General features: G+C 39.3%; 20 protein-coding genes and 1 pseudogene. 12 read left to right on the top strand and 9 right to left on the bottom strand.

The window, feature by feature from the left end; genetic code table 11:
- Nucleotides 1-318: 318 nt before the first annotated feature.
- From V7164_RS08325 to V7164_RS08305, 5 genes are all read left to right on the top strand, one after another.
- Complete coding sequence (locus V7164_RS08325; RefSeq protein WP_438824093.1) at nucleotides 319-612, top strand: PadR family transcriptional regulator; 294 nt, start codon at nucleotides 319-321, stop codon at nucleotides 610-612.
- Nucleotides 609-1,709, top strand: a complete 1,101-nt coding sequence (locus tag V7164_RS08320) for a DUF2812 domain-containing protein (RefSeq protein ID WP_335344951.1) — start codon at nucleotides 609-611, stop codon at nucleotides 1,707-1,709. The genes V7164_RS08325 and V7164_RS08320 overlap by 4 nt, the downstream gene beginning before the upstream one ends.
- Before the next feature lie 407 nt (nucleotides 1,710-2,116).
- On the top strand, nucleotides 2,117-3,859 hold the full coding sequence (locus V7164_RS08315) for an ABC transporter ATP-binding protein (protein WP_335344950.1): 1,743 nt from the start codon (nucleotides 2,117-2,119) through the stop codon (nucleotides 3,857-3,859).
- Nucleotides 3,856-5,607: an ABC transporter ATP-binding protein gene (locus V7164_RS08310; protein WP_335344949.1), complete on the top strand. Its 1,752-nt coding sequence runs from the start codon at nucleotides 3,856-3,858 to the stop codon at nucleotides 5,605-5,607. Before V7164_RS08315 ends, V7164_RS08310 begins: the two co-directional genes overlap by 4 nt.
- A gap of 279 nt (nucleotides 5,608-5,886) precedes the next feature.
- The gene (locus V7164_RS08305; RefSeq protein ID WP_335353862.1) at nucleotides 5,887-7,044 is read left to right on the top strand and encodes an FAD-dependent monooxygenase; all 1,158 of its coding nucleotides are present in this window, start codon (nucleotides 5,887-5,889) and stop codon (nucleotides 7,042-7,044) included.
- A 130-nt stretch (nucleotides 7,045-7,174) separates the two neighbouring features.
- On the opposite strand, the gene guaD is transcribed toward V7164_RS08305, so the two are convergent.
- On the bottom strand, nucleotides 7,175-8,545 hold the full coding sequence (gene guaD / locus V7164_RS08300; protein ID WP_335344947.1) for a guanine deaminase: 1,371 nt from the start codon (nucleotides 8,543-8,545) through the stop codon (nucleotides 7,175-7,177).
- 157 nt (nucleotides 8,546-8,702) lie between these two features.
- On the opposite strand from guaD, the gene V7164_RS08295 reads away from it, so the two are divergent.
- The 3 genes from V7164_RS08295 (at nucleotide 8,703) to V7164_RS08285 (ending at nucleotide 12,324) form a co-directional block, all read left to right on the top strand.
- Nucleotides 8,703-9,212 carry a DUF1648 domain-containing protein gene (locus V7164_RS08295; protein ID WP_335353861.1) on the top strand — a complete coding sequence of 170 codons (510 nt, stop codon included), beginning with the start codon at nucleotides 8,703-8,705 and terminating at the stop codon, nucleotides 9,210-9,212.
- Nucleotides 9,213-9,235: 23 nt separating this feature from the next.
- Nucleotides 9,236-10,267, top strand: coding sequence for a S66 family peptidase (locus tag V7164_RS08290; protein ID WP_335344945.1), 1,032 nt, complete (start codon nucleotides 9,236-9,238; stop codon nucleotides 10,265-10,267).
- Between the two features lie 392 nt (nucleotides 10,268-10,659).
- Complete coding sequence (locus V7164_RS08285; RefSeq protein WP_335344944.1) at nucleotides 10,660-12,324, top strand: peptide ABC transporter substrate-binding protein; 1,665 nt, start codon at nucleotides 10,660-10,662, stop codon at nucleotides 12,322-12,324.
- A 68-nt stretch (nucleotides 12,325-12,392) separates the two neighbouring features.
- Here the strand turns inward: V7164_RS08285 and V7164_RS08280 are convergent, their stop codons facing one another.
- From V7164_RS08280 to V7164_RS08255, 6 genes are all read right to left on the bottom strand, one after another.
- Nucleotides 12,393-14,033, bottom strand: a complete 1,641-nt coding sequence (locus V7164_RS08280; RefSeq protein WP_335353860.1) for a M20/M25/M40 family metallo-hydrolase — start codon at nucleotides 14,031-14,033, stop codon at nucleotides 12,393-12,395.
- A gap of 30 nt (nucleotides 14,034-14,063) precedes the next feature.
- On the bottom strand, nucleotides 14,064-15,248 hold the full coding sequence (locus V7164_RS08275; protein ID WP_335344942.1) for an aminotransferase class I/II-fold pyridoxal phosphate-dependent enzyme: 1,185 nt from the start codon (nucleotides 15,246-15,248) through the stop codon (nucleotides 14,064-14,066).
- A gap of 67 nt (nucleotides 15,249-15,315) precedes the next feature.
- The gene (locus V7164_RS08270) at nucleotides 15,316-16,599 is read right to left on the bottom strand and encodes a TRAP transporter large permease (protein ID WP_335344941.1); all 1,284 of its coding nucleotides are present in this window, start codon (nucleotides 16,597-16,599) and stop codon (nucleotides 15,316-15,318) included.
- The gene (locus V7164_RS08265) at nucleotides 16,596-17,090 is read right to left on the bottom strand and encodes a TRAP transporter small permease (RefSeq protein ID WP_335344940.1); all 495 of its coding nucleotides are present in this window, start codon (nucleotides 17,088-17,090) and stop codon (nucleotides 16,596-16,598) included. The genes V7164_RS08270 and V7164_RS08265 overlap by 4 nt, the downstream gene beginning before the upstream one ends.
- 60 nt (nucleotides 17,091-17,150) lie before the next feature.
- On the bottom strand, nucleotides 17,151-18,167 hold the full coding sequence (locus V7164_RS08260; protein WP_335344939.1) for a TRAP transporter substrate-binding protein: 1,017 nt from the start codon (nucleotides 18,165-18,167) through the stop codon (nucleotides 17,151-17,153).
- Nucleotides 18,164-18,832 (bottom strand): GntR family transcriptional regulator, encoded by a 669-nt coding sequence (locus V7164_RS08255; RefSeq protein ID WP_335353859.1) that lies wholly within the window; start codon nucleotides 18,830-18,832, stop codon nucleotides 18,164-18,166. Before V7164_RS08255 ends, V7164_RS08260 begins: the two co-directional genes overlap by 4 nt.
- 222 nt (nucleotides 18,833-19,054) lie before the next feature.
- Between V7164_RS08255 and V7164_RS08250 the strand changes: the two genes are divergently transcribed.
- The 4 genes from V7164_RS08250 (at nucleotide 19,055) to V7164_RS08235 (ending at nucleotide 23,848) form a co-directional block, all read left to right on the top strand.
- Complete coding sequence (locus V7164_RS08250; RefSeq protein WP_335344937.1) at nucleotides 19,055-20,416, top strand: FAD-binding oxidoreductase; 1,362 nt, start codon at nucleotides 19,055-19,057, stop codon at nucleotides 20,414-20,416.
- Nucleotides 20,417-20,604: 188 nt separating this feature from the next.
- Nucleotides 20,605-22,554, top strand: coding sequence for an FUSC family protein (locus V7164_RS08245; RefSeq protein WP_335344936.1), 1,950 nt, complete (start codon nucleotides 20,605-20,607; stop codon nucleotides 22,552-22,554).
- A gap of 85 nt (nucleotides 22,555-22,639) precedes the next feature.
- Complete coding sequence (locus tag V7164_RS08240; protein WP_335344935.1) at nucleotides 22,640-23,068, top strand: Rrf2 family transcriptional regulator; 429 nt, start codon at nucleotides 22,640-22,642, stop codon at nucleotides 23,066-23,068.
- 138 nt (nucleotides 23,069-23,206) lie between these two features.
- Complete coding sequence (locus V7164_RS08235; protein WP_335344934.1) at nucleotides 23,207-23,848, top strand: NAD(P)-dependent oxidoreductase; 642 nt, start codon at nucleotides 23,207-23,209, stop codon at nucleotides 23,846-23,848.
- A 114-nt stretch (nucleotides 23,849-23,962) separates the two neighbouring features.
- Here the strand turns inward: V7164_RS08235 and V7164_RS25670 are convergent, their stop codons facing one another.
- The gene (locus V7164_RS25670) at nucleotides 23,963-24,820 is read right to left on the bottom strand and encodes a methyl-accepting chemotaxis protein (RefSeq protein ID WP_438824707.1); all 858 of its coding nucleotides are present in this window, start codon (nucleotides 24,818-24,820) and stop codon (nucleotides 23,963-23,965) included.
- Nucleotides 24,821-24,904: 84 nt separating this feature from the next.
- Nucleotides 24,905-25,114, bottom strand: a pseudogene (locus V7164_RS25665) (HAMP domain-containing protein); the annotation flags it as partial.
- Nucleotides 25,115-25,903: the final 789 nt, after the last annotated feature.

Below are 25,903 nucleotides of genomic sequence, written 5' to 3'. Positions count from 1 at the left end.
ATAATTTTTAAAAAATAGGTTTAGGCACCTACTCTGTAATGATCCCCCCGACTGGTGAAAAAGGCTAATCTTTATTCAAAACGGTACCATCTAATCTACGAGAAGTATATAGTGATAATAATTATTTGGAAGCTGCATATCTGAGAATTCATTTTGAATATTATTTCAAAGCGAATTCTTTTTTTTATGAGTTTTTTAGTATTGAAATAATATGTCACGACATGATATAGTCAAAATATGATATGACACGGTGTGGCATATCGAGTTCCGATATACGGAGGTATAGAGGTGGAAAAGCTAATCAAAAAATATGTACCAATGTCCGAAACTGCCTTTTATATATTATTGACTCTTACAGAACCTCTTCATGGCTACGGGATTATTAAGCGTGTTGAAGAACTGACAAAAGGGCGAATTAGGCTTGGATCGGGCACCATTTATGGAACCTTAACAAAAATGCAAAAGGATGAATTAATTACTGTTTTTGCTGATGATAAAAGAAAAACGGTTTATGAAGTGACGCAACTTGGTAGGTCGGTTATGAAGGCTGAAATGGCACGTTTAAAGGAATTACATGTAAACGTTTTACGCTTTGAGGAGGATTTCATATGAAAAAAATGAAATGGCTTTGGAGTTATCGGATTGATCAGACGGAACGCTGGCTTACTCAAATGTCCAATGAGGGCTATCGACTTGTGAATTTTAATCATTGGTCCCGAAAGTTTAGATTTCAGGAGGGGCAGGGCAAGAAGGCCACATATGCAGTACATTATGGAAGAGGAGAATTGGCACATGGACTTACAAGTGCAGGTTGGGAATTAGCAGCCTCATCAGGAAAGTGGCAAATACTGAAAAATGAAATTTCTGAAATAGAGGCTTATCCTGCACGGGATGCTATTTTAAAACATACAAGAATGCATGCCTACCTATTTTTGCTGATAACTATGTTTATGCTTTCAATTCAGGTGCCCGCACTCCTCGTTTTTGGGACAATTTTTAGCATAACGAAAGGGCAAATTGGGGTATTATCGATTGCCGTTCCAGTGATCATATTACTTTTCTTGATTGGATTAACTGTTTTTGTTTTCCGTGCCTATCGTAGGTTTGAGTTAAGTGTAATGGATATGACGATTGAAAAAAAAGGTATGGGGCAAAGAGTGCGTAAATTATATCTTGGTTGGATGTATCAACCGTTCCAAACGAAGGAATGGCTGGAAAAAATGGCTAGTGAGGGGCTGGAGTTAGAATCAGTTTTCGGAGCAGTTTTTACATTCCGTAAAACGAAATCTCAAAAGATTATTTACGAAGTGAGCTTTGAACCGAAAGTGAATGCAAATTATTTCGCGCTCCACAAGGAAATGGGCTGGAAGCTAAAGTTTACGTCAAATATTACATGGCTCAACTATTCAATTTGGGCGAGATCCTACAGTGATTGGGAAGAGGTACCAGCTTTTACTTATGATCTACAGGAGAAGCGGCGCTACATGAAGAAGGCCTTTACAATGAATGTAGGTATGGGTGTATTCTTATTGTTTATTTGCATCCAAAGTTTGTATGTAAATGTTATTTCGAAGCCAGATTCATTTTTTGAATGGTCTTTTAGTGGGTTTTTAAAAGTAGCCTTACTATTATTAACGGTCATGTGGATTGTGTTATTGACAAAAATTATTGCAGGTTATCGGAAAGAATTAAAAATGCTAAATGGCTGATTCCTTATGATTGTTTAAATAACAAAAATCAACTTGTCTGACAGTTGACAATTATATGAAAAAGATGGTAATCTTCAAGAACACTAAACAATTTAGCGAAGGAGGTAAGGACAATGAGAATGATTAAAGTGAGCTTCAAGATGAAAAATTTCATACATTGTCCACGCCTATTCTCTGTGTAATTGTGAATTCCTGAAGCATAGAAGGGTATGGAGGAACTTCTATACCTTTTTGGAGATGCATGCTCTTTTTAGGGTATGCATCTTTTTTGTTGGAATTTTTTAGTGACCTATTAAAGAGGAGTAGATGACAATGAGAAGCAAACAAAAAAGACTGATTTTCAGAAAGGAATCTCTAGATAGTGGGTAGCCATGTTCATAACCTGAAAGAGAAAGAGGGTTTGATCGATGTTTGATGTTTTAGGGAAGTTAAGTTGGTTTTTCGGTAAGTATTGGAGACAATATACAATTGCCGTTATCTTATTAATTATTGCTAGTGTCCTTGAGGTGGTGCCGCCATATTTACTTGGCTCCATTATTGATATTTTGACTGCTGGTGATATGACAAAAGCAATATTGGGACAATATATTCTCATATTCATTGCGATTATTATTGGTGGCTATTTCTTGAACTTTTTTTGGCAGTACCGCTTATTTGAAGGGGCGATTAATCTCGAAAGAGTTATGCGCCGTAAGTTAATGCTGCAATTTCTTAAAATGACGCCAACCTTTTATGAAAAAAACCGTACAGGCGACTTGATGGCGCGTGCGACAAATGATTTAAATTCCGTGGCGCAAACGGCTGGCTTCGGGATAATGACACTCATTGATTCTACTCTATATTTAGGTGCTATTATTTTGGCAATGGGTTTCATGATTTCATGGAAATTAACACTCTTCGCCATGCTGCCAGTGCCGATTATGGCGGTGCTCATTCAGTATTTTGGGAAGCTTGTTCATGAACGATATATGAAAGCACAGGATGCATTTGGGGAACTGAATGATAATGTCCTAGAATCTGTTGCTGGAGTGCGCGTCATTCGTGCCTACGTGCAGGAGACAAAAGATGAAGTCTACTTTGCCGACAAGAGTGAAGAAGTATACGAAAAAAATATGCATACGGCGAAAATAAACGCATTATTTGGTCCAATCACGAAAATTGGAACAGGTATTAGCTATGTTGTGGCACTCGGCTATGGCGCGGTTCTTGTTTCAAATGGAGAAATGACAGTCGGCCAGCTCGTCACATTTAACGTTTATTTAGGTCTCGCGGTTTGGCCGATTTTCGCGATTGGCGAGCTAATCAATGTGATGCAGCAGGGGAATGCTTCACTTGATCGTGTACAGGAGACGCTTAACTATGAGGCGGATGTTCAAGACACGAAGGTACCGATAGCTGTTGCGGCTCCAAGTGCCATTGGCTTTGATGACCTCATGTTTCAATATCCAACGAGCCAGGTGAAAAACTTACAGAAAATCTCGTTGTCTCTTAAAAAGGGAGAAACGCTTGGAATTGTGGGAAAAACAGGGGCGGGTAAAACAACATTCCTAAGACAATTACTGCGTGAATATCCACTTGATGAAGGGCAATTACAAATTGGCGGAATCGACATCGCGTCCCAAACAAAAGATCAGATTCTTGATTGGATCGGGTATGTCCCGCAGGATCATGTCTTATTTTCACGGACGATTCGGGAAAATATTTTATTTGGGAAAGAGGATGCAACAGAGGCTGATTTGGAAAAGGCCATTCACCTTGCATACTTTAAAAAAGACTTAGAAAACCTGCCAAGCGGGCTTGAAACATTAGTTGGCGAAAAAGGGGTTTCCTTATCTGGCGGACAGAAGCAGCGTGTGTCCATTGCGCGTGCGCTCATTAAAGATCCTGAAATCTTAATCCTTGATGATTCTCTGTCAGCAGTCGATGCTAAAACAGAAGCTAGTATTATTAAAAACATTCAAAATGAACGAAATGGCAAGACTACCATTATTACAACACATCGTCTATCCAGCGTGCAGCATGCAGATCAGATTATTGTACTAGAAGAAGGGCAAATTATTGAGCAGGGAACACATGAAGAGCTTCTTGGACAAAATGGCTGGTATAAGGAACAATTTGACCGTCAACAGCTAGAAGGAGGCGGGGCATGAGTACGAGTAAACGATTAACGAAATATGCGATGCTTTTTAAGCGGACCATTTTCATCGGGTTATTTTTCTTATCGGTTGCGGTCTTTGCTGATCTTGCGGGCCCGTTCATCGCTAAGAAAATTATCGATGAGCATATGACAATGGGAATTATAGAAATAAAGCCAATTGCCTGGCTGCTTTGCTTATATCTTAGTTTAGCGATCGCCACAGCGATATTACGCTATTTTATGTATATTTATTTGCAAATGGGCGCAAACCGGGTTGTCCAAAAATTGCGCAAGGATGTGTTTGGGCATATACAAACATTGCCAATACAGTATTTTGACAACCTGCCAGCTGGGAAAATTGTCGCACGTGTCACAAATGATACAGAGGCAGTAAGAAATTTATATGTGCAAGTACTTTCTAATTTCGCGACCAGCTTTATTTCAATTGCAGGTGTCTATATTGCGTTGTTTATCTTAAATTGGAAAATGGCGATGATTGCTTTAATCATGATTCCATTTATTTATATGTGGATGATTTTGTACAGAAAATATGCGAAGCAATACAATGGTGTTATTCGGACGAAGATTGCTGACATTAATGCGATGATTAATGAATCCATTCAAGGGATGACGATTATTCAAGCTTTTCGCCGTGAGCAGCAAATGACGAAGGAATTCGATGAAATGAATGAAGAGCATTATGCTTATCAGCGAAAATTATTGTTTTTGGATTCAGCAACATCCTTTAACCTAGTGAATGTCATACGGCTTATCATGTTTACCATTTTCATTGTATATTTTGGCACCAGATCCATTACGGCAGCAGAAATGGTGTCTGCGGGAACTTTATATGCATTCGTTGATTATTTAACGAGATTATTTAACCCTATTACAAATGTGGTGAATCAGTTTTCGCAGCTAGAACGTTCGCTTGTTGCAGGAAATCGGGTCTTTGAAGTTTTGGATATAAAGGGTGAAAAAGTATCTCAGGAAATGATGCCAAGATATGAAGGGCATGTCGTATTCGAGGATGTGACATTTGCTTATAAAGATCAAGATTACGTGCTGAAGGAATTATCTTTTGAAGCGAAGCGCGGCGAAACGGTGGCACTTGTAGGTCATACAGGATCTGGAAAAAGCTCAATAATGAACTTGCTGTTCCGCTTCTATGATCCGTCAAAAGGGAAGATTTATATCGATGGTGTAGACATAACAGCTGTACCTAGACAGACCATCCGTGAACATATGGGTATTGTATTACAGGATCCATATTTATTCACAGGAACAATTGCTTCAAACGTGAGCTTGAATGATCCAAAAATCACACGGAAAAAAGTAGAAGAAGCCTTGAAAGCAGTTGGTGCCGAACGTGTACTAGGTCATTTGGAAAAAGGGATTGATGAGCCTGTTATTGAAAAAGGCAGCACCCTTTCCTCTGGACAGCGTCAGCTCATTTCCTTTGCACGGGCCCTCGCATTTGACCCTGCGATTTTAATATTGGATGAAGCTACATCGAATATCGATACAGAAACAGAAGAAATTATCCAACATGCAATGGATGTTCTGAAAAAAGGACGAACAACATTTATTATTGCACACCGTCTTTCAACTATTAAAAATGCTGATCGGATTCTTGTGTTAGAACGAGGCGTAATTAAAGAACAAGGCACCCACGATGAACTGCTTGCACAGGGCGGCATCTATGACCAAATGTATCAAATGCAGGCTAAGTCACTGCATAATAAAGTGAGTGTTGGCTAGGTTCCGTTAAGGTAGAAAAAACATTAAATGCGCTTTAACGCAAAAAATTAACGCTCAACCTTGAGCGTTAATTTTAATAATGAGGTCAATAAATTCGTTATTTTCATTTAATGAGCCTAATTTAAGAGCTATGCGGACACAGTGTGCGCTATTTACGAAAAACCACGAGGTAATTACTGCTTTTTTACAATATAAAGGTACCTGTGTCCGTAAACATAAGGAATTAACCCATTTTGTACAAATAAAGGAACTGGTGTCCGCCGATTGGGGTGAAGATACATGGGGAAGAAGGCAATCATAATTGGTGCCGGTATTGGTGGATTATGTTCAGCAATTTCATTACAAAAAGTAGGCTGGCACGTAAAGATATTTGATAAGGCGAGCGAGTTGTCGGAAGCCGGAGCGGGTATTGTTTTAGCCCCCAATGCTTTGAATGTACTAGAGCAATTAGAAATAGTTAAAGAGGTTCGTTCGTTAGGAGCTCCCGTGGGAAAAGCGGAAATACGTAATTGGGACGGGAAGCTTTTACTTAATTTGCCCACTCATGAGCAAGCAAAGCGATATGGAACGTACAGTTATCTTATTCATCGAGCGATGCTGCAATCTATTCTGCTTAAAGGTCTGCTTATAGGCACAAATGTATTGCTTAACAAAAAGTTGCTAGAAATTAAACAAAGTGATGAAAAAGTGACGGCCATATTTGCCGATGGTACTGAAGAAGAAGGAGACTTACTTATAGGGGCGGACGGAATTCACTCTACTGTTCGAGCTCAGCTTTTTGGCTTTGAAAAACCTCGATATTCAGGATATACAGCTCTGAGGGGGATTTGCAGCTTCGAGGATGAACGATATTTATTCGAACAGGGCGGAGGGTTTGAAGCATGGGGATCAGGAAAAAGGTTTGGGTTCTCTCAAATTGGAGAAGGGCGAGTATTTTGGTTCGCAGCTATCAATTCTCCTCAAGAGATCCAGATCCCAATAGGAGAAAGGAAGCAAGTTGCCCTAAGGCATTTTCGAGGATGGTATAAGCCGGTTGAAGCAGTAATAGAAGCAACGGAGGAGTCAGAAATCCTTCATCACGATATTTTTGATCAAAAGCCACTTTCATGTTGGAGTAAAGGACGAGTGACTCTCCTTGGAGATGCTGCTCATCCTATGCTGCCAAATCTTGGCCAAGGTGGTGCTCAAGCGATGGAGGATGCGATTGTATTGGCGCGTTGTCTTGAGAAAAATGCAGGTATTTCAAATGCATTAATAGATTACGAACAAAAACGGGTAACTCGAACCTCAAAAGTCGTCCATCATTCAAGACGAATGGGAAGGCTCATGCAGTTGGAAAATCCGTTGATAATCAGCATTCGCAATAAAATGCTTAAAGCCATACCACCTAGACATTTTTTGGAGCGCCTGAATTGGGTCGTTGGGTATAAAGTTTAAAAAACAAACACTGTAATAAAATAAAATGACCTCTAGAAATTATATTTTCTATGAGATCATTTTTAATTTGAAATGTTTTTTTATCGTGCACTGAATTTACGAGGGACTTCTCAAGATTGTATGATATACATTATTTACTGCGTGAATGAACCTTCTCTCCTTGAACCCACACTTCTCGAATGTTTTCTGGTCGAGTCAGGTACATGATTTTCTGGAAGACATCCATAAGATCTTCATTCGCATCGAAAATCGGTAATTTTGCCGAAGGTAATGAGGTATCGATGATTTGCGCATCCCAAGAATAATTTTCTGCTAGGCGGCCAATTGGTAAGCTTAAGCTTTCTCCGCCTCCAGCAGTTGCCAGATAAAATGCTTCATTAATAGTGATGCGTGAGTTCGGCACACCTCGTTTTTCAGCCGGAAGCTTCGTATTCACACCATCCTCTAACATTCTAGATGACATCACAGCTTGTCTGGCATTATCGAAAAGACTAGGTGAGAAACCGCCTGAAATGTCGGAGCCTAAACCAATATCAACGCCCTTTGAATGCAAATGAGCAATAGGAATGACACTATTGGCAAAATAAGCATTTGAGATTGGACAATGGCCGATAGCCGTGCCTGTTTCTGCGAATAAATCAGCATCATTATCATCTAGGAAGTTACAATGCGCCATAACAGACTTTTCACGCAGCAGACCAAAGTCGTGTAAGGCAAACGCATCGTTCTTATTATAACGTTCCTTCACATAACCATGCTCCCAATCACTTTCGCTGCAGTGAGATTGAACATAGGTATCATATTTTTCTGCTAATTCCCCTAAGCCTTTCAAAGCCTCATCTGTGCAGCTAGGAATAAAGCGCGGTGTTACAACTGGATAAACACCCTGTTTTGTTGATTTTGCTAATTCCTTGACTGCTAAAATAAATTCCTCTGTATCAGCTAGGGCGGTCTTCGTATCAGCATCACGGTAATATTCAGGATTTTGTTCAGGGTCATCCATGACTACTTTCCCAACTAAACCGCGCTGTCCTTTTTCAGCACATATTTTTGCTAATAAGAAACTGGCTTCTTTATGAACAGTGGCAAAATAAAGTGCAGTTGTTGTCCCGTTTGCTAGTAGGGTACTGACCACATCCTGGTACACTTCATTTGCAAAATCTAAATCTGCAAATTTGGATTCAACCGGGAAGGTATAAGTGTTAAGCCAATCATAAAGTGGAATGTCTAAAGCTGTTCCAGACTGTGCCCATTGCGGAGCGTGAACATGCAAATCAACGAAACCAGGCAAGAAATACTGACCGTCAGCTAAGCAAAGGAAGTTCTCTTTGCCTTGATACTCATCCAGTAAGGATTGATAATCGCCATCTTCCGGAGAAGCCATTTTTTCAATCATTCCGTCTGAATTAATACAGAAAAGATAGTCTTTTAGAATTTGGACTTCTTTAGATGACTGGCTGGAAAAAGCAGTTCCTTTGAAAACCTGCAAATATTTATTCATTCATATACATCCTATTGTTTAGATTTAATATTCGATTATTATAAGGGATATCATTTGTAAAGTCTAATTCGCATTTATGATGAAACTAAGGCGTTTTATAAAACGTATGAAGAAGTATCATGAGTATTAGCTTTTATTCTATATGTTAGGGGGGAGTATGATAAATTCATGGAAACGGCCAAAATTAAAGATTCCGAAGACAGCGGGCGAATGGGTTTGGGATGTTGTTGGATATTTATGCTATTTGGGTTCGGTTATTCTACTTATTTCCATTTGGAGTGAGCTTCCGGAAAAAGTGCCTGCCCACTTTAATGGTCTTGGTGAAATAGACCGTTGGGGATCAAAATGGGAACTGTTTTTGTTACCTATTATAGGTGTATTCATTATCGTTTTGATGCAGGTTTTGGAGCGATTTCCAGAATCTCATAATTATCCGGAACGATTGAATGAATCCAATGCAGAACAGTTTTACCTGCAAAGCCGAAAAATTGTGAATCAAATAAAAAACATTTGCCTTGTGCTCTTTGCCATCATCTTATTCGAATCAATTTCAATAGCGATTGGCTGGGGAAGCGGAGGATTTGGGAAATGGATTTTACCGATAACGCTATTCGGGATAGGTATTCCCATTGTGATGGGGATTATGAGGATGAGAAAGATTAAATAACAGTTTGGAAAGTAGGTATTTACATGTTAAACAAACCAAAAAAATTACAGCCCGGAGATCTTGTAGCAACAATCAGCCCTTCATGGGGAGGGGCAGGAGATCCCGAGCTTAAATGGCGCTATGAGCAGGGTGTGAAAAGATTAGAGGAAGTGTTTGGTTTAAAGGTAGTTCCTATGCCTAATAGTTTAAAAGGTTCAGATTATTTATACCATCATCCGCAGGCACGTGCAGAAGATTTAATGACTGCTTTTAAGGATAAGAACATTAAAGGGATATTCGCGAATATTGGCGGGGAAGACAGCATTCGCCTTCTTCCTTACATAGACTTTGATGTGATTAAGGAGAATCCAAAGATTTTTGTTGGTTATTCAGATGTGACGATTTCACATTTGATCTGCCATAAGGCGGGGGTTTCCTCCTATTACGGTCCTGCGATATTAACGGACTTTGCTGAGAATGTAGAAATGGATCCATATACCATTGAAATGGTCAAACGAATCCTCTTTTCAAATGAAGTAATTGGAAACATTCAGCCAGCGGAAAATTGGACTAGTGAGCGTTTGGAGTGGTTGGAATCAAATAAAAACAAGCGGCGGAAAATGCAGCCGAATTCTGGTTATGAAGTCCTGCAGGGGACAGGTGTGGTACAGGGGCGTCTAATTGGCGGCTGTATGGAAGTATTGGAGTTTGCGAAAGGAACTGCCATTTGGCCGGATCAGAAATATTGGGATAATAGTATTCTATTTTTCGAAACATCAGAGGATAAGCCAAAACCAGATTTGGTAAGGTACTGGCTGCGTAACTACGCAGCACAAGGCATTTTGCAAAGGGCAAATGGAATTATTTTTGGGAAGCCACAAGATGAAACATATTACGAGGAATATAAAGTTGAGATTCTTAAGGTCATGAAAGAAACTAAATTAGAGCATATGCCGATTCTCTACAACATGAATTTTGGGCATACAGAACCAAAGTTTATTTTGCCTTATGGTGCGATGGCGGAGATTCATTGTGAGATGGGGACTTTTGCTATTTTGGATAGTGGAGCAGAGTAAAAAGATAAATGACCTCCTTGAGATTCATTCATTCTCAAGGGGGTTATTTTTTTATCAAAAAGCGGGACAAGGGACTAGACATGTCCTATATACCCTTAGTATAGAAAATCTATTCGGGAGTAAGAAATGATAAGGCTAGGTGAAGTCTTTCAGGATTATTCCCATGTTTGTGTGAGAATCCACTAGCTTGCTTTTTTGTCCGTTAAAAATGAAAAAGAAGATTATACAGAAAAATATAACTTGCTCTATTATTCTATAAAATTTATAATTATCTTAACACGCAGACTTTTCGATATATTACCCCGATTAAGAAACAAAAAAGTTAGTATAGATTAAAAATAGAATGGGGTTATAGAAGAGTGATGGTGGAACATTCATAAGGGGGTCATACAGTGAATAAGAAGAATTTAATCTTTATTAGCATGCTGCTAGTTCTCAGTATGTTTTTAGCAGCTTGCGGCGGTGACAAGAAAACAACCACCACAGAAACACCAAAAAACAACGAAAATGGTGGAGAAAAGCAAGAAGAAAAGGCTGAAGTACCGCAGAATTTAAGAATAAATATTAATACGGAACCACCTTCTTTACATCCTGCTTTAGCGAAGGACACGACTTCTGGTGCAGTATTGAATCAAACATTCGAAGGTTTAACACGTATTAACCAAGAAGGAAAGCCTGTAGAAGCGGCAGCAGAAAAAATTGAAGTTTCAGAAGACCAAAAGGTTTATACTTTTACTATCCGTGATGCACAGTGGACAAATGGTGATCCTGTAACAGCAAATGACTTTGAATATGCTTGGAAATGGGCGCTAGACCCGAATAACCAATCTGAATATGCATACCAGCTTTATTATGTTAAAGGTGCAGAAGCTGCAAATACTGCTGGCGGATCACTAGATGAAGTTGGTGTTAAAGCATTAGATGAGAAAACGCTTGAAGTCACATTGGAAAATCCGACTCCATATTTCACAGAGCTAACAGCGTTTTATACTTATTATCCAATTAATAGCAAAGTAGCTGAAGCTAACCCAAATTGGGCTAACGATGCTGGTGAAAACTATACATCTAACGGACCTTTCGTTATGACTGAATGGGCTCATAGTGATAAAATCATCCTGAAAAAGAATGAAAATTATTGGGATGCCGGCGCTGGAAAATTAGAAACAATCGAAATGATCATGGTTAATGATCCTAATACGGAATTATCTATGTTTGATAATGGGGAGCTTGACTGGGCGGGATCGCCTACAGGTAATCTGCCTACAGATGCCATGCAGGCTCTAAAAGATCAAGGGCGTTTAACGACTCAAGCTATTGCTGGTGTATACAACTACAAGTTCAATACAACAGTTGAACCATTTAATAATGTAAATATCCGTAAAGCATTTACTCATGCAATCAACCGTCAAGAAATCATTGACAACATTACTCAAGGTGAACAGCTTCCAGCGATGGCGATTGTACCTCCATCCATGTTCCCTGAAAATGAAAAGGGTTACTTCCCGGACAATGATGTTGAAAAAGCAAAAGAGTTTTTACAAAAAGGCTTAGAAGAGCTTGGATACAAAGATGCTTCTGAGCTACCAGCTATAACGCTTTCTTACAATACATCTGAAGCACATCAAAAGATTGCACAGGCGGTCCAAGATATGTGGAAACAAAATCTAGGTGTTGAAGTTACACTTGATAATGCAGAGTGGGCAGTATACTTAGATAAATTACATTCACTTGATTTCCAAGTTGGACGTTTAGGCTGGTTAGGTGACTTTAACGATGCGATCAATTTCTTAGAAATGTATCGTGATGCAGATGGCGGTAATAATAATACTGGTTGGGAAAATAAAGAATTCCAAGATTTACTTGCTAAATCTGCTCTTGAAGGCGATCCTGCGAAACGTCAACAATTATTAAAAGATGCAGAAGCAGTCTTTATGGAAGAAATGGCAGTCGCACCTATCTACTTCTACACTCAAAACTGGGTACAAGTTGAAAACTTAAAAGGTGTTCATATTTCGGGACTTGGTGATGTTCAATACAAGTGGGCTTATTTTGAATAAGTTTGTTTAATCGAAAAAGGATTACTTTGTCAAAAATATTTGGCGAAGTAATCCTTTTCTATATAAGTTTAAACAATTTGTCTTTCGTTAGAATCTGTTACCAATCCTGGAAACAGGCTGCGGACAAGTGTTTCTAGCATAATCGGAAGCTGTATAAAAGCACTTTCGATATGGAGTCTCTCTGTTCGTTTGTGGGCGTCTTTTCCAAAAGGGCCCACATTTAAAACTGGGGCCTGCAATTGCTCCATTTCAATAAACGGAATGCTATAAGTGTCTCCCCATACGGGTGTATTTCGTTCGAAAGCAGTCCAGCCCTCAGCATTATCCTGATAGGATACATAGCTTAGGTCGCAAATTCCATTAAAGTAATGGATTTGATTCACTTCTAAATTGAACTTTTCGATGCCTGTCTTTTTCATTAAATTAACGGCTTTAATGACGAGTGGATCATGGGAAGTATTAACAGCTGGGTAATAAGGCGGCGCATATAAAAGAACGATAGTTGGCCCAAGCTCTTGACACTGAATCATAAGTGAATCGACAATGCGAATCGACTTTTCGCGGTCATCCCAATTTGCGTTCGTTAGGGCATTAGATTTAATCTTCGATATTAACTCAGTCCCCAATTTCTTTTCTGCATATTGGAGCAGCTCCTCATAGCGCATTACCTTCACTTTTCCGACAGGCTTTACACCTTCGCGCGTGCATATTTCTGTGTAAGCGGCAGTACAGGCTAAAGCAGCCTTCTCAGCTACCTCTGTAAAAATATCCATTACTTCAGCTGCCGTGCGCTTCATGAGAAAAACGTTATAAAGAGCTGCAGCGCGGTATGGAGTTTGGGTCGAATACTCCATTTTCAAATCCTTTTGTTGAAGTGAAACAGGTAATGGTGTTTTTTCGTTTAGGTCAAACTCACGAAAAATTGGATTCCATTCCATCTGCTGTGTAAGAAAGGATGCCATAAAGTTGGCAGTCATCCCGCTCATCGGTTCCCCAACATGGGTTTCTTTCCCGTAGAAAAGAGCTGCAGGCATAATTTTCCCAATTGATCCAGAATAAATATAATAGTTTGGATCTCCCGGCTCCTGGGAAAAGGAAGGCTCACTGTTCAAGAATAATTTGTAGTTTAATTGGTGTTCATCACGTAAACGTACTAGCTCCGGAACGGCAGCGCGCATTCCAGCTGAGTTTACCTCTTCATCCGGAGCTGTCACGAGCAACAGATTGATTGGCCATTTTTCGAGGCTGGCTTTTTCAATTAGGGCCATATGAAGAGCAAGTCCTGTTTTCATGTCCATTGTTCCACGGCCGAATAAGTATTCTCCTGACTCAAGATCAGTACGGGCTTCTTCCGGCAGCTCATCTAGTCGATCCATTAATACTCTTGTTAGTTGCTCTGGCTGGAAAGCTAATGGTTCTAAATCACCGTATTCTTCCGTGTGGACCGTATCAAAATGACTGATGAGAACGATAGTTTCCGATACTTCAGGGTTTTTATATAAAGCAGTAACGGCATTACGTCCTAGTCCTGCATCATGTAGGCCAATGTAGGAAGGGTTTAATTTAAAGTAATCTAGCTCCATTAACTTCGCATTTAGATTGTAGGCAAATTTGCATTCTCCTTCAGTAAGTGTTCGACTTTGCCAGCTAACAAGCTCGCAAAGTAATGCACGTAATGATTCAGGTGTACCCCATTTTACATGACTCATTTTAATAGCTCCTTTTGTTCTATAATGAAACTAGCAAGATTTTGTGGCAGCGGGTTCACTTTCTAATTTGGCCAAAAATTCCTCGAGCCTTTGCATTCCTTTTTCTAGCATTGGCATTGCATAGGCATAGGAAATGCGAATATAGCCTTCCCCATATTCTGTAAACGTGCTGCCCGGAACAACTGCAACACCGCCCTCATGCAATAATTTTGTTGCAAACTCAAAAGAGGGAAGCCCAAACTTTTTGATCGATGGGAAAATATAGAAGGCCCCGTTTGGCTTGACAACGTCTAGTCCCATACTGAGAAGACGTTCATATACAAAATCCCGACGCTTTATATATTCAATATTCATAATGGAGGGAACCTCTCGGCAGGCTGTCAATGCCTCGATTCCCGCATATTGACCTGGTAATGATGCACAAATGGAGTTGTATAAATGTACATTAATCACATGCTGCATTAGCCTCTTGGGCCCTAATACAAAACCGATCCGCCAGCCAGTCATGGAATGAGATTTTGACAAGCCATGGATTAAGAATAAACGTTCACGAATCTGTGGATAGGATGCAAGTGATCGATGCTTTCCTGCAAATGTGTTTTCACTATAAATTTCATCTGAAACGATATAAATGTCAAGCCTTTCTAATAGACTAACTAAATTTTCCATTAAATCGGGTGCAATTGTAATGCCGATTGGATTTGATGGATAGTTTAATAGAATGGCTTTTGTTTTTGATGTAACTAAAGCCTCCAGACGTTCTAATGAGGGCAGAAATCCAGTGTCAGAAGTATTTAAATAAACTACCTTAGCCCCGCAAAGTTCAATAATTGGCTCATATCCAGAATAGATGGGAGCAGGTATGATGACCTCGTCACCTTCTTCAAGAATGGTTCGAAAAACAGAATCTATTCCTTCGCTTGCCCCGTTAGTAATAATGATTTCAGTTTCTGGATCATAGGAGAACCCATACCTATCCTTGAAAAATGAAGCGGTTGCCTGTCTTAATTCCAATAGTCCAGCATTATGAGAATAGGCGGTTTGATTATTTGTAATGGCTTTGATCCCTGCTTCTTTGACAGCTTCTGGAGTAGGGAAGTCTGGCTGTCCAATTGTTAAGTTAATAGCCTCCGGAAAATGTATGAGTTGGTTAGCAAATTGGCGGATTCCTGGGGCCTCCAATTCCTTTGCTCTGTGATTAATAGATAATGACATGCTTTTCACCTTTCTTGGGGTAATCTATCGCTCTATTTAATAGATGAAATATTAAAGCAAACTGATATTATTTAAATAATCCTGGCAGCCATAATGATAGGGCTGGAATAAATGTAATGACCAATAGACAGATAATCATGGACACCATGAATGGGATAATGGCATGGACAATACGTTCGAACTTAACTTTCCCAACACTTGAAGCAACGAATAGGTTGACGCCAAGCGGAGGTGTGATGAAGCCAATGGCCAGGTTTGCGACAAGTATAACTCCAAAATGAATTGGGTCAACCCCTACTGCAATAACAATAGGTAATAGAATAGGTGTTAATACAACTAATGCCGAAATTGTGTCAATAAACATCCCTACTATTAATAATAAAATGTTGATGGCAATTAAAATAATATATGGGTTTGTTGATAATTCAGTTAAAAAGGTAGAAATATCATTTGGAATTTGTTCAAGGGTCATAAAATAGGCAAATGATACAGATAAACCAATGATAATCATCGTTGTTGCATTAATAACCACGGCTTCACGAAAGCTTTCGAAAACACTCTTCCAATCCAATTCTTTATAAACAAACATTCCGATGATAAGCGCGTAGACTACAGCTACAACAGCGGCTTCTGTTGGTGAAAAGATCCCTCCGTAAATACCTCCCAAAATGATGACAGGGATTAATAGAGCCCACTTCGCATCATTTGTAGCCTTCAAAACACTTTTGAAATCAAATTTCTGCACTTGTTCAGGCTTATAGCCTTTTTTCTTCGAAATGAAATAGGATGTAATCATTAATCCAATCCCAATAAGCAGACCTGGAATAATCCCAGCTAGGAATAGGCTTCCGACCGATACACTTCCAATAACACCGTAAAGGACAAATGGGATACTCGGTGGAATAATAACGCCGATAGAACCTGCAGATGCTGAAACCGCCGCAGCATAACCGCCATCATACTTTTTGGCAATCATAGCTGGTATCATAAATCCGCCAATTGCTGCCACGGTTGCAGGACCAGATCCTGAAATTGCCGCAAAGAACATACAAGCAACGATCGTCACCATCGATAAACCGCCAGTCATCCAGCCAACCATAGTTGTAGCTAAATCAAGAAGGCGTTTGGATACCCCGCCTTTCCCCATTAGAATCCCGGCGAGCATGAAAAAGGGGATGGCAAGAAGCGGGAATGAATCGAGTGATGTGAATGCTTTTTGGGTAATAATATCAAGTGGCAAGGTTGAGCCAAAATAAATGGCCACGAGGGCTGATACACCTAACGAAATAGCGATTGGCACCCCGATGAGCAAGCAAATGAATAATGTTCCGAATAATAATGCAACCGTCATCCGATAATCTCCTCACTTTCCTCTTTCTCATAGTTGCCTTTCCAAATTTCAATTAATTGCTGAATTAATCGAATTGCCATTCCGGAGCCTCCAAGTGGTATGGCTAGAAAGGCAATCCAAATTGGTACCTGCAAAGCTGGAGTTACCTGGCCATGCTGGAAACTGATTAAAACTAACTTTGTACCAAATACAGCTAAAAATAACGAAATAAAAAACCAAATTAATACGCCTAATCCTTCGAAAACTTTCCGAGGCGTCCCTTTTAAGCGTGTAATAAATGCTTCCACTCGTATATGCTGGCGAAGCTTAACAGCATAGCTTGCACCGATCCATACTTGGAAAATATGAATATATCGGGCGAGCTCTTCTGTCCAGCTTGGTGCTGATTGAAATAAATAACGACCGACTACCTGACCGAAAATGAGTGCCACCATTAGGACAAGTGTCCATACTAAAACAACTTCTTCGAATCGAGCAAATTTTTTTGCCATGCTTTACACATCCTTTAATAATGAGGAATCAAGAACTTAATCTTGATTCCTCGAATGTTATTACTTATTTGCTTCTAATGCCTTATTAACTAATTCCTCACCGATTTCAGGTACGTGTTTGTCATAGACCGCTTTTGCAGCTTCACGGAATTGTTCACGCTGCTCAGAACTTAATTCATTAACTTCCATTCCACTTTCTTTCAGTTTTTCTAAAAACTCTACATCCTGTTTTTGTGCTAGCAGACGCTGTTCGTCACGGAATTCTTCAGATGTTTTCATCACTAATTGCTGAAGATCCTCAGGAAGGCTGTTATAAAAGTTGTTGTTCATTAGTAAAATAGTTGCTGCGTATACGTGACCACTCATAGTCAGGTATTTTTGTACTTCGTAAAATTTATTTGTGTAATATAAGGAGATCGGTGCTTCCATTGCATCATAAGTTTTTTGCTGAAGAGCAGTGTAAAGTTCACCAAATGCAAACGGGGAAGCGTTAGCTCCGAATGCAGAAAATGTAGCCGTATGAACTGGGTTTTCTAAAGTACGGAATTTAATGCCCTTTAGGTCTTCAGGGGCCTCAATTGGACCATTATTATTTGACATATGACGGAAGCCGTTTTCTCCAAAAACAAGACCTTTCAAGTCATTTTTCTCTAATTCCTTCAATAATTCTTGTCCAAGTTCACCATCAAGAGCTTTATAGGCAGCTTCGTGATCATTGAAAAGGAATGGCAAATCGAAAACCATAAATTTTTTGTTAAATGAAGCAAGTGGGGCTAGTGCTGGAATTGTCATTTCAATATTGCCGAGCTGTACAGCTTCGATTGCTTCACGGTCAGAACCATAAAGCTGACCATTTGGATATAGTTCAACCTTTAAACGTCCATCAGATTCTTTCTCAAGCCTCTCTTTAAAATCAACTGCAGCTAAATGTGTAGATTGCTCTTCAGAAACTAAGTAAGCAATACGAAGAGTATGAACCTTCTTTTCACCATCACCGCTTGAAGTGATTTCTTTTGGACGTCCACATCCTGTGATGACGAGTAAGCCGATAAGTAATAATGCCAATAATTTCTTCATTTATTTTCCTCCTTTTGGAAATTACTTAAGAATCGCTTTTCAACTTTTTGCAGATGTTCAAGCATTTTTTCCTTCGCTAATGAAACCTTCTTAGATTCTAGTGCCTCAACTAGCTTTACATGTTCTTCGTAGGCTTCGTATGCGCTTACATGAAGTGTGTTAGATAATAAGAGGAATGCGCGGTTGACTCCTGTGTTCATTTGATGAATCATTTCCTGGAATTTCGAATTTCCGTTTCTAGAAGCAAGAATTAAATGGAATTCACGGTCTAAATCAATGAAATTGTGATAATGATTTTGTTGGACAGCTTCTAATTGATGTTCTAAATTTTCCTTTAATTCATCGAATAGATGTTGATCTAAAAGGGGCATAATTTTTTCGATATTATGAATTTCTAGCACTGACCTCAGTTCCATATATTCCAAAGAATCTTCCTTTGTAAAAGTAGCGACAGTGGCAGGACGTCCCTTTTGTAAAACGATTAGGCCTTCTGCAGCTAGGCGCTTTAACGCTTCCCGTAGCGGGGTGCGACTAATGCCAAGGTCTGCTGCCAGCTTTTCCTCTGGTAATTCCTGTTCTGGTGCAAGTACAGCGGAGCTAATGTCCTTCTTTAATAAATTGTAGGCTTGGTCAGCCAATGAAACATTATGGATGATTCTTCTCAAAGATCACTCCTCCTTTCGGTATTCAGTATACTGTATACAGGAATATTAAATTATTATAATCTATTTGTAAATAGAAATATTTAAATAATTTTGAAGAGTTATTATGGTCAGTTAACTAAATGATCTGAAAAGAGATACAATTCAGGAGGGATTACGCATATAATAGATTAATAGAAAAGTTGAAAGTTTTTGAGGAATTAATTATTAGAGGGGGTTTTCCTTATGTTTATCCAAAAACTCATCGAACGTCTTGGCAGGGAAAAGGTTAGCCAAAGTGAAACAGAACTATTCCGTCATAGTCATGATGAATCATTTCATACACCAGTAGAGCCTGATGTAGTTTGTTTTCCAGAGAGCCGTGAAGATGTTGAGGCCATTACAGGGATAGCCCGCGAGCATAAAATCCCTGTAACCCCTTATGGAGCTGGATCGGGACTTGAAGGTCAAGCGATCCCTATCAAAAAGGGGATTTCAATTAACTTTAGCAATATGAATAAGGTCACTCATTTTTCACCAGAGGATTTATTAATTACTGTTCAGCCGGGAATCACGCGTTTGGAATTAAATAAAGTAGTAAACCGGCATGGATTAATGTTTCCGATTGACCCAGGTGCAGATGCAACTATAGGCGGAATGGTTGCAAATAATGCGAGTGGGACAACGGCCGTTCGTTACGGTTCAATGCGTGATCAGTTGCTAGATTTAGAGGTTGTCTTGGCTGATGGGGCAGTCATTCATACTGGATCTCATGCAAAAAAGTCATCTTCTGGTTATCATTTGACAGGACTGTTTGCGGGGTCTGAGGGAACCTTAGGCATAATCACGGAAATCACATTAAGGCTCCATGGCATTCCAGAACACACATTGGCTGCTCGCTGTACATTTGACACACCTGAGGAATGCGCGGAAGCGGCAAAGTCAGTTTTACTCAGCGGGATTCCGGTCATGCGTATGGAGCTGGTGGATGCAGAAAGTATTTCTCAGGTCAATGCATATGGTGGCTATCAATTCCCGGTTAGCCATTCTTTGTTTTTTGAATTCGCCGGCACCAAGGGAGCGGTGGAGGAAGAGGCGAAGGTAACGGAACAATTAATGAGTGAGCTCGGATGTAGAAATTGGGAAGCGGCAAGCGGATCGAAGGAACGGATGGAGCTTTGGAAGGCTAGGCATGAAATGGCTTATGCATACCGGCATATTAAAGGAATGGCCAATACGGGAGCGGATGTCTGCGTACCAATTTCACGGCTGCCAGAGCTTGTCGTGTATGCTAGACAGCTAATCGATGAAAGTGGATTAACGGGAGGTATCTTGGGACATGTGGGGGATGGAAACTTCCATACGATGGTTATTTATGATCCGAAGGTATCTGGTGAAAAGGAAAAGGCTGAATATACGAATGAAGCACTTGCTTTAAAAGCTATTGAGGTTGGCGGAACTTGTACGGGGGAACACGGTGTAGGGCTTGGTAAGATGAAATTTCAAGAGGCTGAGCATGGAAATGCCGTTATTATTATGAAACAGATGAAGAAAATGCTTGATCCAGAAGGTTTATTAAATCCGGGGAAGATATTCCTATTAGATTGAATGTAGTGACCTATCGGAGGTTAAAACTGCTTTCTTAAAAAAATAAAGAATGTTAGGAGAAACGAATCCAAGTTTGTATTGGGTTCGTTTTTTGTTGAGTATGAGAGACGAGGATTCATCGCATATTAGGTAAGACTGTAATTCAATTTCAATCCGCAATAACTGATGGGTGGAAAGAAGGAAACCGAATGAAAAAAGACATGATAAAAGGTGCGTTTACAATTAAGAAGAGTCCTTTTCCTTGGACGAGGGCTATTTCTGCTGGGCTAAGTGCATCTTTGCCTGTCGTCATTGGAATATTATTGGGGAATTTCCAGTTTGGTTTACTGGCTGGAGTAGGAGGTTTTTCTTATCTTTATGTCCTCAATGAACCGTATCCGCAAAGAGCAAAAAAAGTATTTTTTGTTCTGCTAGGACTTTCAGCTTCTATTGGATTGGGTACACTTACGGCATCTTCGCCACTTGCATTTGCTATCTTGCTTGGCGGAATTGGGGCGGTTGGAACCTTTATTTTTGGTGCGCTTAAAATCCCTGGTCCTGCCTCCATATTTTTTGTGATTGTATTCGCAATGACATCAGTTATGCCCATTGATCCATCTAATGCTGCCTTACGGGCCGGTCTTGTTTTACTAGGAGGATCCCTATCATGGGTAGTAGCCATGATAGGCTGGTTTTTCGACCCACATGGACCAGAAACAAAAGCAGTTAAACGGATTTATTTCGAACTAGCAGCACTTCTTCATTCTATCGATACAGAAACATTTAACGAAGCGAGAGAGAGAACCTTGTCCGCATTGAAAGACGCAGATGCAACTCTTCTAAAAGGATATGTATCATGGAGGAGCTCCAATTCCTTTAAAAGATTGTATTTATTAAAAGAATTAGCGAATGTTATGTGGTCAGATATTCTTGAAATGTATGCAGAAGGAAATACAAAATACCTGCCAGAATTAGGAGAATCTGTGAAAACACTGGCTGATTCATTAGATCGTAAAAAGAAACTCAACCCTTTGGAAATTTTGCAGCCAGAAGAAAGTGATCAAGCTGTAGAGCAACTAATCTCAAGAATCTGTGAAGCTAATGCCATTATGAAGGAATCTATTTCAAAGATTAATCAGGAACTAAAAATAATAAAGCCTACCTTCAAAAGAATTCTTATAGATGCATTTGATAAACATTCCATTGTGTTTCTTTCTTCTTTAAAGTATGGATTTGTCTTAATGGCCGCAGCAATGATTGCTTTCTCATTTGAATTTGAACGATCCTATTGGATACCAGTATCGTGTGGAGCAGTCATGCTAGGGTCTACAATTATAAGTACACTCCATCGAGCCATTCAAAGATCAATTGGGACTACGTTAGGTATCTTAGCAGCAGTAATCATCCTCTCATTGAAGCCAACACCTATGACCGTTGCTTTGTTCATTGCACTATTACATTTTTGTACAGAGCTATTAATAGTGCGAAATTACGCGTTTGCTGTTACTTTCATTACTCCAAACGCATTGTTGATGGCTGAAAGTACGTCTCATATACATAATCTTTCCTATTTTGCTACAGTGAGAATAATTGATATTCTGATCGGATGCGCCATTGGTTTGATAGGAGTATTATTAATTGGCAGACAATCTGCCTCAAGTCGACTTCTTCATTTAATGGCCAAAACCATTCGCAGCCAGTCTCAATTATTATTTAGCTTGTTTTCAGAAAACAATGAAGTTATTTATGTGGAGAGCAAAGAACAAAATAAAATGCGAACTAATTTGGTCAATTTAAGGACCGTCTATTCCACAGCATTAGGTGAAATTCCAGCTAATAAAAAGTGGTTAGAGTATCTATCACCTGCCATTTTTTCAATGGAACAGTTAGGACAATTACTTGATTTATGTTCAAAAAATGCACAACGTCCTATACTATCAGATGAATCCCTTGCTCAATTTCTTTTCGTGTTTGAAACAATGGCAAATACGCTTGAACATGATGTAATAGCAGAAAGAAAACATGTCCCATGGATCGAGGGGTATTCTAAAATACAAAAAGAAATTATTTCTTTGCAGGAATCACTGGAGCTTTTGAAGCATAAGGACGGTTCTCGCGTTTCCGCAGAAGGGTCTGTTCCTTCGAAAATCACCGAATAAGCCTTACACAGGGCAGTTTTTCAAAAATATCTTGACATTAAATATTTGATGTAACTATAATGGTTACATCAGGAGGTTGAAGGAAATGAAAATTAGCAGCCGATTTACTGTAGCTGTTCATATTTTGTCTCTCGTATCTATTGAAAAGAGTACACTTTGTACGTCTGAATGGATTGCTGAAAGTGTGAATACAAACCCAGTAGTCATACGAAGAGTAATGGGGAAACTTAAACGAGCAGGCCTCATTCAAGTTCGCCGAGGTACAGGTGGTGCTGAGCTTCAAAAACCTTTACAAGATATTACCCTCCTTGATGTGTATCATGCTGTCGAAGTTGTCGAAGAAGGCGAGTTATTCCAATTCCACGACAGTCCGAATCCAAGTTGTCCTGTTGGGGCTAACATTCAATTGGTTCTTGAATTGATTTTATTGAAGGCTCAAGAGGCAATGGAATTAGTATTAAAAGAAGTAACGATGATGGATATTGTAACGATTTTAAATGAAAAAATTGGGTGAAACATCTAATTTTTTTATTTTTACACACGTTGTAACTACCTTGGTTACAACGTGTGCAAAACCATCTATTGGTATGGATGCATAGCCGACCTACCTTGTGGTGAAAATAATAAACATAATTTTAGGAGGTTTTTTCAGATGAAAATTGGCGTAATTGGAGCTACAGGAAAAGCAGGAAGTCTTATTTTACAAGAAGCATTGGATAGAGGGCATGAAGTTACAGCGATTGTAAGAAACGCTTCAAAATTAACAAATACAAATGCAGCTGTTCTTGAAAAAGATGTATTCGAATTGAAGGCAGGAGATGTAAGTCAGTTTGATGCAGTCGTGAATGCGTTTGGTGCGGTACCAGGACAAGAGCATCTTCATGTTGAGGCAGGAAAAGCATTAATAGAAGCGATGAAGGGAGCTCCAGAAACAAGATTAATTGTAGTAGGCGGAGCAGGAAGCCTATTTGTAGATGAAGATCAAAAAATCAGATTGATCGATACTCCCGAATTCCCGAAAGAATATTACGCAACAGCCTTTAATCAAGGCAAAAATCTGGAAGATCTGCAAAACGCAGCAGGCATTAAATGGACTTTCCTTAGCCCAGCCGCATTTTTTAACCCGGAAGGTAAAAGAACAGGTACTTACCAAAAAGGAAAAGACAATCTCATTGTTAATTCAAAAGGGGATAGCTATGTGAGCTATGCAGATTATGCAATTGCGATTGTAGATGAAATTGAAAATCCAGCTCATATCAATGAGCGTTTTACGGTTGTATCTGAGGGAGAGTAAAATCGGGCTTTTTTTAATAGAAAATAAGCAAAGTTGCCAGGCACCACGATGCAATATCTAGATATTGATATTATTGTGGAGCCAGGCGCATTAAAGGACAGGCCCTAGGAAAGGTTATAATTTAAACTTGTTTGCAATGGATTCCATTTCTGTAGCCATGGAAGCTAATATTTGGATCGCTGAGTTGATTTCTTCCATGGATGCAGTCTGTTGCTGTGATGAAGCAGAGACTGTCTGCATGCAATCGGAAACATCCGAGGTAATCTTCTCTATGCTCTTTACATCTAAATTGGCGTTCTGAATGTCATCATTAATTCTAATAATCCCCTGAAAAATTTGATCAAACTCGTGTGTATTCGTTTTGATAGATTCATGGATTTGCAAGAATGTTTGCCCGGCATTTTCCACCTTTATCATGCCGTCTTTCACTGTTTCATTCCCATCATTCGTTAAAGAAACGGCTTCATTTGTTTTTCCTTCGATTTCAACTATGATATTCGCTATATTTGAAATGCTATTAGAGGTTTCTTCTGCTAAGCTTCTAATTTCATTCGCGACAACCGCAAAACCCTTTCCTTGTTCCCCGGCCCTTGCTGATTCAATCGATGCATTTAAGGCAAGAAGATTCGTTTGCTTGGATATATTCGTAATCATTTTAAGAATTTCCCTGACTCTTGCGGACATATGGTTGAGCTCTTCCATTACAATATTAAGATTGTTCGTTTTCTCTTGGATGTTTTTCATATGATGAACAGAGTCTTTGATAAGTGTGTTCCCTTCGGCTGCTTTTTGCAATACTTGCTGAGAATGAGATGCAGTTCTGCTAATTTTTTCGGTCATTGAACCTGTGTTTTGAGTGATATTTCCAAAGGTATTCTTCACTCTTGTAAGATTAGCAGCTTGATTCTTAACTGAATCTGCAACGTTCTGCAGGGTATTCGAAACATCATCTACAATTTGGGTTACTCCCATTACATTGACAGTCAACTCTTCAGAAGACGCAGCGATTTCTTTAGAACTGTTCGAAGAAAGATGCAAGCTCGCCTTCAAGCTCTCTACCATTTGATTAAAATTCTCAGATAGTTCATGTATTTCACCTGTGGCATTCAAGTCTTGCATATCGAGGGTCAAATCCCCTTCAGAAATCCTTTTTGTGTATGAAGTTAGCTTTTTCAATGGGAGAATCGTTTTTCTGACAAATAGGATAATGATTAATCCTGCAATTAAAAGGGAAATGACACCGACAATAATCGTAGTTGCCACCATACTCCACGTTCTATCTGCTAGAATCTCAGCATTAAAGTCAATTGCACTAATGGCAATTAACTCATTAGTAGGGTCATGGTTTTTAAAAATAGGAGCATATCCAGTCAAGCGCTTTATTCCGGCAAATTCATAAACATCAGAGTAGATTGGATCTCCCTTCTCTTTTAATTGTGTAAGAATACGGGGATCAATCGGAATTTTATCGCCAACATTAACACCTTGAGTTTGGAGATTTTGATCAGCAACAAGGACTGTGCCGTCAAGTGATAGAAGTGATTGGTTCTCAAAAATTGGCTTATGAGCAACCGTCCAACTAATTTTCTGATTAAGTTCGTTAACCTCGGAATCACTTAATGCATGCAAACTATTAATATCCTCATTCGACAGCAGACCAGTTGTGATATTAGCACAACCAATTAACTCAATACCGGCTGCTTCTTTAACCTTAAAATATGTCATTTGATACGTAGTAAAGGAGATGATCACTAGGCTAATAAGTACTACGATGGAAACTAGCGAGATTAATCTTGTAAGAATAGATTTTTTCACAATATTCCCCATTTCATTTAATCTTTTATGAACATATAGGAAAAATTACCTATATTTTATCTTACATCAAGTTTTCTGAATTCGGCAGTGATTTTTAATACAAATTATGGAGAATTGGTGAAAAATGTGGTTTGCAAAAATAGGATATAAATGGGGGCGGGGACTGTTTTGTTATTAATCTATTAAGGCGAGAGTCTGGATGGACATTTCACCAAGAAATTGGTTTAAAAAGTCCAAGCA

Source organism: Bacillus sp. JJ1474 (genome assembly GCF_036965225.1).
Lineage (GTDB): Bacteria > Bacillota > Bacilli > Bacillales > Cytobacillaceae > Cytobacillus.
Note: the sequence above shows the minus strand (reverse complement) of the source record. Positions and strands in the feature narration are given on the sequence as shown.